This is a genomic window from Micrococcus sp. APC 4021 (assembly GCF_030407635.1).
Classification (GTDB): domain Bacteria; phylum Actinomycetota; class Actinomycetes; order Actinomycetales; family Micrococcaceae; genus Micrococcus; species Micrococcus luteus.
The window spans coordinates 1-7,685 of sequence record NZ_JASDCZ010000113.1 but is presented as its reverse complement, the minus strand read 5'-3'; the positions used below and the strand labels follow the sequence as shown (position 1 = coordinate 7,685).

At 72.0% G+C, this 7,685-nt stretch carries 6 protein-coding genes and 1 pseudogene; 2 read left to right on the top strand and 5 right to left on the bottom strand.

Annotated elements, in window-relative coordinates:
- Positions 1–91 precede the first annotated feature (91 nt).
- A pseudogene (locus QL983_RS09360) lies at positions 92–436 on the top strand (very short patch repair endonuclease); the annotation flags it as partial.
- Between the two features lie 90 nt (positions 437–526).
- Here QL983_RS09360 and QL983_RS09355 read toward each other — a convergent pair.
- The 5 genes from QL983_RS09355 to QL983_RS09335 all read right to left on the bottom strand — a co-directional run bounded on the left by QL983_RS09355 (position 527) and on the right by QL983_RS09335 (position 6,280).
- Positions 527–2,083: a DUF1846 domain-containing protein gene (locus QL983_RS09355; RefSeq protein WP_041102565.1), complete on the bottom strand. Its 1,557-nt coding sequence runs from the start codon at positions 2,081–2,083 to the stop codon at positions 527–529.
- 67 nt (positions 2,084–2,150) lie between these two features.
- Positions 2,151–3,164, bottom strand: coding sequence for a trimeric intracellular cation channel family protein (locus QL983_RS09350; protein ID WP_041102567.1), 1,014 nt, complete (start codon positions 3,162–3,164; stop codon positions 2,151–2,153).
- A 72-nt stretch (positions 3,165–3,236) separates the two neighbouring features.
- Entirely contained in the window at positions 3,237–4,115 is an 879-nt protein-coding gene (locus QL983_RS09345; protein ID WP_256093404.1) for a trimeric intracellular cation channel family protein, read from the bottom strand.
- A 52-nt stretch (positions 4,116–4,167) separates the two neighbouring features.
- Positions 4,168–5,607 carry an adenylosuccinate lyase gene (gene purB, locus QL983_RS09340; RefSeq protein WP_041102571.1) on the bottom strand — a complete coding sequence of 480 codons (1,440 nt, stop codon included), beginning with the start codon at positions 5,605–5,607 and terminating at the stop codon, positions 4,168–4,170.
- A 58-nt stretch (positions 5,608–5,665) separates the two neighbouring features.
- Complete coding sequence (locus QL983_RS09335; protein ID WP_010080080.1) at positions 5,666–6,280, bottom strand: GNAT family protein; 615 nt, start codon at positions 6,278–6,280, stop codon at positions 5,666–5,668.
- Between the two features lie 141 nt (positions 6,281–6,421).
- Between QL983_RS09335 and QL983_RS09330 the strand changes: the two genes are divergently transcribed.
- The coding region (locus QL983_RS09330; RefSeq protein ID WP_290152556.1) for an AMP-binding protein at positions 6,422–7,685 on the top strand (1,264 nt) is incomplete at its 3' end.

Below are 7,685 nucleotides of genomic sequence, written 5' to 3'. Positions count from 1 at the left end.
GGGTTCTTCTCGTCGATCATGGTCATGATTCTTACCGTTCCTCTCGGTACGGCTTACACAGACCATCTGACACGCCCCCGTTCGCCGTCTCCTCCATGCCGCCGGCCTCCGCTACCGGGTGAACGCGAAGCCGGAGAAGGACCTCCGCCGCACGGTGGACATCCTGTTCCGTCCCGCGCGCGTCGCCGTCCTCATCGACGGCTGCTACTGGCACGGGTGTCCCCAGCACTACATCGCGCCGAAGGCCAACGGCGGCTACTGGTCGGACAAGGTCGCCACGAACCGGGCCCGGGACCTGGAGACCACGCGCATCCTGACGGAGCGCGGCTGGCTCGTCCTCCGCTTCTGGGAGCACGAGGACCCGGCCGTCGTCGCGGAGCGAGTTGTCGCCGTCGTCAACGAACGGAGGCCCCGGCGAACCACCGGGGCCTCCTGAGCGGGCCGTGGCCCGCTCCCACTTCTCGAACGAAAACGCCCAGGGGTCGCCCGTTTCGTCAACGAAAGCGACCGCCCGAACCGCCCCGCCTCACCGCTTCCGGTACAGCCCCTTCTTCTGGAACTTCGGCTCGCTCGTGACGAGCATCCCCAGGGACCGGAAGATGCCCTCGTCCACGGAGCCGAGGATCGTCGTCGTGTGCACGTCGCAGCCCTCGAGGCTCGCCAGCTGCTCGACGGCCGCCTTCGCGTTCTCGTCGGTCGCCGCGGACACGGACAGCGCGATCAGCACCTCGTCCGTGTGCAGCCGCGGGTTCTTGGAGCCCAGGTGCACGGTCTTGAGCGTCTGGATCGGCTCGATCGAGGCGGGGGAGAGCAGGTGCACGTCGTCCTCGATGCCGGCCAGCACCTTGAGGGCGTTGAGCAGCACCGCGGCGGAGCAGCCCAGCAGCTCCGAGGTCTTGCCGGTCACCAGGGTGCCGTCCGCCAGCTGCACGGCCGCGCCGGGCTCACCGGTGCGCTCGGCCACCAACTGCGCGGCACCCACCACCGGGCGGTCCTCCGAGCTCAGGCCCAGCTTGGACATCACCAGGGCCACGCGCTCGGACTCGGTGTCGTCCGCGCCCTCCAGCGCCTCGTTGACTTGAGCCTTGTAGTAGCGCCGGATGATCTCCTGCTTTGCGGCCTCCTGGCACACCTCGTCGTCCACGATCGCCGCGCCGGCCATGTTCACGCCCATGTCCGTGGGGGACTTGTACGGGGTGGTGCCCGTGACCTTCTCCAGCAGCGCGGACAGCAGCGGGAACACCTCGACGTCGCGGTTGTAGCTCGTCACCCGCTCGCCGTACTCGGCCAGGTGGAACGGGTCGATCAGGTTGATGTCGTCCAGGTCCACGGTGGCGGCCTCGTAGGCGGCGTTCACCGGGTGCTCGAGCGGCAGGTTCCAGATGGGGAACGTCTCGAACTTCGCGTAGCCGGCCGGGATGCCCCGCTGCCGATCGTTGTACACCTGGCTCAGGCACGTCGCCAGCTTGCCGGAGCCCGGGCCGGGGGCCGTCACGACGACGAGGTCCCGCGTGGTCTCGGACCACTCGTTGGCACCGAAGCCCTGCTCCGAGACGATCGTGGACATGGCGTGCGGGTAGCCGGGGATCACGCGGTGGCGGGCCACCTTCAGGCCGAGGCGCTCGAGCTTCTCGAGGAACGCCAGTGCACGGTGGTTGGCGTCCTCCAGCTGCGTGACCACCACGTGCTCCACCAGGAACCCGCGCTCCCGGAACACGTCCACGAGGCGCAGGACGTCGTCCTCGTACGTGATGCCCAGGTCCGCGCGGACCTTGTTCCGCCCGAGGTCCTTGGCGTTGAAGCACACCAGGATCTCGGTCTCGTCCTTGATGCGGTCCAGCATCGCGATCTTGTTGTCCGGGGTGAAGCCGGGCAGGACGCGGGAGGCGTGCAGGTCGTCGAAGAGCTTGCCGCCCATCTCCAGGTACAGCTTCCCGCCGATCTGGCGGCGGCGTTCCTGGATGTGCTGGGACTGGAGTTCGATGTACTTCGCGCGGTCGAATCCGACGCGGTGGAGGGGGCCGGAGGCCGCGGCCTCCGTGGTCGTGCTGGCGGGGCGGGCGGTCTCATGCGTGCCGGTCATGGACTCTCAGCATAGACCCGTCCGCGGGGTGCGCGTGCGCGGCCCGGCGTCGGGCTCACCGCATCCCTCAGTCCCTCGGGTCCGCCGGGTCGTCCGCGATCCAGTCGTGCTCGGGGTCGTCGAAGCTGCGCGTGCGCCCGGTGCGCAGGTCGGTGACGTCCATGACGCCGGTGCCGCGGTCCAGGCGCACCTGCTGGTGTGAGGCGGGGTCGACGACGGTGATCGTCTGGGTCTGCGGGTCGTAGTCGTCCACCCGCACCTGGTCCTCGTACTCCTGCCGCGGGCCGTAGGACCCGTGCGTGTCGTCGTCGGGGAAGGCGGGGGCGCCGGGGGAGCGCAGCCGGCGCTCGAGGGTGCGCTCCACCCGGCGGGCGGCCGCCTCCTGCGCCTGCGTGGCCAGGCGCCGCAGACGTTCGAGGGACTCCTTGTCCTGGGAGATCTCCGCGCCGAAGAACCGCCACTGGTAGCGGTAGGCGATCATCCGCACCGCGAAGATCAGGAACGCGATGAGGAAGCCGGTGTACCCGTTGAGCGCGCCGTTCATGGCCACCACGGTCGCCAGCACCGCGCCCAGGAACGTGGGGAGGACGTAGACGCCGCGGGGGTCGAAGATGGACGGGACCTCGTTGGCGACGATGTCCCGCAGCACGCCGCCGCCCAGCGCCGTGACCATCGCGATCACCACCGTGGACACCGGGTGCACGCCCATCGAGTGCGCCAGCAGCACGCCGGACACCGTGAACAGGGCGAGACCGGCGGCGTCGAACAGGGTGATGGTCAGGTTCAGGCGATTCGGGTGGATCACCTTGACGTACACGAGCAGGGACACCAGCAGGGGCGGGGCCAGATAGACCGGGTTCTCCAGGGACGCGGGCAGACCCCGGTCCAGCAGGATGTCCCGTGTGAAGCCGCCGCCCAGGCCCGCCAGCAGGGACAGCGCCATCGAGCCCACCAGGTCGAACTGCTTGCGGGCCGCCAGCAGCGCCCCCGAGGTGGCGAAGAAGAAGATCCCGATCAGGTCCAGGGTCGTGAGCAGCCACGGGACGTCGGTGAGGGTGGCGAAGAACTGCTGCACGTCCACGGCGGCTCCTTCCGTTGGGTCCGGGGATTCACCGGCCATTGTCCCGTGCGGCCCGCGCAGTGGCTCGTTTGTTCACCCGGGTGTCCCCCGAGGTGTGACGTCTTCGTCGGCGCCGGGTGTCTCCTCGTTCGCCGGGGGGCCGTCCTCGCCGGGGGCGGCGGGCGGCCCGTCCCTGCCCTTGCGGTCGCGGATGTCCGGCACGGGCGGCTCGTCATGCGGATCCATGCGCTGGCGCTGGGTCTCCCCCGAGATCTCGGCCCCCGGGGCGAGCCACTCCCTGCGCAGCGACACCACGCGCAGCACGAGCACGAGCACCATCACCGCCGCCGAGGTCAGCGGGTTCAGGACCTCCGCCTGGCCGAGGGCCGCCGTCGTGCCCGCGCCGAGGATGGCCGGCAGCGCGTACCAGCCGCGCCCGCCGAACACGGCGGGCGGTTCCCCGGCGACGACGTCGCGCAGGATGCCGCCGCCGACGGCGGTCACCAGGCCCAGCACTGCGGCGGCGACCGGGCTCAGGCCGGCGAGCAGGGCGATGCGCGTGCCCACCACGCAGTACACGGCCAGGCCGATGGCGTCGAAGGCCATGACGGCGTGGTGGCCGCGCTCGCCGTCGAAGATCCGGAGGAACACCGCTAGCGACGCGACCGCCGGCAGGATCAGGTACCAGGGGTTGTCGAAGGCCGCGGGCACGTCCCGGCCGACCACGAGGTCCCGGACGACGCCGCCGCCCGTGCCCACCATGAGGGCCAGCAGCAGGGAGCCGACGATGTCGTAGCCCTTGCGCACGGCGAGGACGGCACCCGAGATCGCGAAGAAGAACACGCCCACGAGGTCCACGGCGGTGATCGCCGCGGTGACCGCGTCGGCGAGCTCGCCGTGGGCGTCGATCGGCTCGGGCACGTCCCGTTCGAGTTCGGCGGGGTCCTTGGGGGCGGCGGACAGCAGCCACACGGGGAGAAGTGGAAGCAGCACCCGCCCATCGTCCCCCGTCAGGCGGCCCGGGTCAGTCCTGCGCCGGCCCGAACTCCTTGGCCAGCTCCGACGCCACGCCGGTGTACCCGGCCGGGGTCAGCTCCAGCAGGCGCGCCTGAGCGCCCTCGGACAGGCCGAGGCCCTGCACGAACTCGCGCATGCGCGCACCGTCCACGCGGTGGCCGCGGGTCAGCTCCTTGAGGCGCTCGTAGGGGTTGTCCATGCCCTCGACGCCGGCGATCGCCTCGGCGCGCATCACGGTCTGGACGGCCTCGCCGAGCACCTCCCAGTTCGTGTCGAGGTCCTCGGCCAGCACGGGATCGGCCACCTGGAGCTGGCCCATGCCCTTGGTGACGTTGGTCAGGGCGAGCACTGAGTGGCCGAGGGCCACGCCGATGTTGCGCTGCGACGTCGAGTCCGTGAGGTCGCGCTGCCAACGGGACTCCACGAGGGTGGCGCCCAGCGAGTCGAGCAGGGCGCAGGAGAGCTCGAGGTTGGCCTCCGCGTTCTCGAAGCGGATCGGGTTCACCTTGTGCGGCATCGTGGAGGAGCCGGTCGCGCCGGCCACGGGGATCTGCGCGAAGTAGCCGATGGAGATGTAGCTCCATACGTCCACGCAGAAGCCGTGGAGGATCCGGTTGAAGCGCGCGACGTCGGCGTACAGCTCCGCCTGCCAGTCGTGGGACTCGATCTGGGTGGTCAGCGGGTTCCAGGTGAGGCCGAGGTGTTCCACGAAGGACCGGGACAGGGCCGGCCAGTCCGCGTCCGGGGCGGCGGCGAGGTGGGCGGCGTAGGTGCCGGTGGCGCCGTTGATCTTGCCCAGGTACTCCTGGCCGGCGATGCGCCGGGTCTGACGGGTCAGACGGTGCACGAACACGGCCATCTCCTTGCCCAGCGTGGTGGGCGTGGCCGGCTGGCCGTGCGTGCGGGAGAGCATGGGGGTCTCGGCGGCCTCGGCGGCCATCGCGGAGACGGTGGCCACGGCGGCGCGGGCGGCCGGCAGCCAGACCTGCTCGACGGCGTCGCGCACGCCCACCGCGTAGGCCAGGTTGTTGATGTCCTCGGAGGTGCACGCGAAGTGCACGAGCGGCTTCAGCCGACCCAGGCCCAGCCCCTCGAGGCGGTCGGCGATGAAGTACTCGACGGCCTTCACGTCGTGCACCGTGACCTTCTCGGTAGCCGCCAGCTCGGCCACGGACTCCGCGTCGAAGTCCGTGACGATCGCCCGCAGGCCCGCCTGCTGCTCGGCCGTGAGCGGCTCGAGACCCGGCAGCACGCGGTGCTCGGCCAGGTGGATGAACCACTCGACCTCCACGTGGATGCGGTTGCGGTTCAGCGCCGCCTCGGACAGGTGCTCCACGAGCGGCTCCACCGCCGCACGGTAGCGGCCGTCCAGGGGGCCGAGGGCGATGCCGGCCTCGGCGAGGGGACGGCGGTGGGCGGTGGACGCGGGCGCGGGCTGCGAGGTCATGGCCCCCATTCTGGCAGGCGCCGCGGACGCCCGACGAAGGCGAGGGCCGGGTCCGTCCTCAGCCGTCCGTCGACGCCGGCCACCAGTCTCGCCGCAGCACCGCGAGTTGCACCGAGTCCCATCGCCGGCCCTCCCAGGAGCGCGCCTCGGGGATGCGGGCGACCTCGGTGTACCCGACGCGGACCGCCGACGCGATCATCCGCGCGTTGCCGGACCACGTGACCAGGCTCAGCAGGTGCGCGTCCGTCTCCGCGAACGACGCGTCCGACCACAGCGTGAGCGCCGCCCGCCCGACGCCGCGGCCCCACGTGGTCGGGTCGAACAACAGGATGCCGAGCTCCCACCAGCCCGCGCCCGCCGGATGCTGCTCCGTGCGGGTCACGAGACCGACGGGGGTGCCGTCCACCGTGACGACCCGGACGTCAGGGTCGCCGACGCGCCGGCGCGCGTGGTCGGCGTCGAAGTCCGCGCGGCTCGGCGGGGCGGCCGTGTCCGCGGCGTGGAAGTAGGGGGCGTCCCACGACTTCCACTCGGGGTCCTCGGCGCCGTGGATCCAGGTCCACAGGAAGTCGGCGTCGTCGGCGGCCACCGGGCGCAGCGCGACGTCGGTCCGGGGCGGGGCGTCCGCGCGCGTCCCTGAGGGGCGAGGGGTGGCGGGATCGAGATCAGTCATGGCGCCATCCTGCCCTCAGCCGCGACGGGGTGGCGAGTGCAACATGCGGACGCGCCCGGTGGCCCGGGGCGCGGTGGACCTACCGTGGCTGACGTCGCCGTCGCCCGGCGTCGGCATGCCGAGAGGGATGAGGAGACCGAGATGACGGAACGGACCGGGCAGGCCCACGAGGCCGGGACGATCGACCGGCTGATGGCCGGGTGGGTCGCCGACGTCGAGACCCCGGACGCCTGCGCCGCCCACCTGCTCTGCGACCGCTGGCCGGCCGACGCGGTGGCGTTCCGGTTCGTGGCGGAGGACATGTCCGCCGTCGACCTCACCTTCGGCGAGCTGGCCGACCGCTCGCGCCGCCTCGCCACCGGCCTCGCCGCCCGCGGCGTCACGCGCGGCGACCGGGTCCCCGTGATGATGTCCAAACGGGAGGAGCTCGTCATCACGCTGCTGGCCCTGTGGCGGCTCGGCGCTGTGCACGTGCCGCTGTTCACCGCGTTCGCCGCGGGCGCCGCCCGGATGCGCATCGAGGGCGCGGCGGCGCGGCTTGTCGTCGCCGAACCCCGTCAGGCCGAGAAGCTCACGGACATCCCCGGCATCGAGATCATCCGCACCGGCCCGGAGTGGGACGCGCTCGCGGACTCCGCGCCGCTGGCCGAGGACGTCGCCGTCGGCGGGGACGGGCCGATCGCCCTGCTGTTCACCTCCGGCACCACCGGCCGCCCCAAGGGGGTGCCTGTGCCGCTGCGCGCGGCCGCCGCGTTCGCCGTCTACCTCACGTGCGCGGTGGACCTGCGCCCCGAGGACCTGTTCTGGAACGCGGCCGACCACGGCTGGGCGTACGGGCTGTACTACGGGATCGTCGGCACGCTGGTGCTCGGGGCGACCTCGGTGCAGTACCGCGGCGCCTTCTCCCCGGCGACCATGGTCGAGGTGATCAGCTCGCAGGACGTCACGAACCTCGCCGGCGCCCCCACGATGTTCCGCGCGCTGGCCAAGGCCGGGGAGGTCACCGAGGACGCCCCGCTGCGGCTGCGGCGCGTGTCCACGGCGGGGGAGCCGCTGCCGCCGTCCGTGCTCGAGTGGGGCCGGGCGGCCCTCGGCACGGAGATCCGCGACCACTACGGCCAGACCGAGCTGGGCATGGTCATCTGCACCCTCGCGCACCCCGAGCTGGCCGCGCCGCCCCGCCCGGGTTCGATGGGTGTGCCCCTGCCGGGGATCGCCGCCGAGATCCGGGACGGGCAGATCGCGATCGACGCGGCCTCGCCCCTGTTCTGGTTCCCCGGCTACCTCGGGGAGCCGGAGAAGACCGCGGAGCGTTTCACCCCGGACGGGCGCTGGTACCTGACCGGGGACACCGCCCGGCAGGACGACGACGGCTGGTTCTTCTTCTCCTCCCGGGACGACGACG

Bases quoted from the DNA above. Each gene is read 5' to 3' on its own strand.
- QL983_RS09355 (WP_041102565.1), bottom strand. From the start codon at position 2,083: ATGACCGGCACGCATGAGACCGCCCGCCCCGCCAGCACGACCACGGAG.
- QL983_RS09335 (WP_010080080.1), bottom strand. From the start codon at position 6,280: ATGACTGATCTCGATCCCGCCACCCCTCGCCCCTCAGGGACGCGCGCG.
- purB (WP_041102571.1), bottom strand. From the start codon at position 5,607: ATGACCTCGCAGCCCGCGCCCGCGTCCACCGCCCACCGCCGTCCCCTC.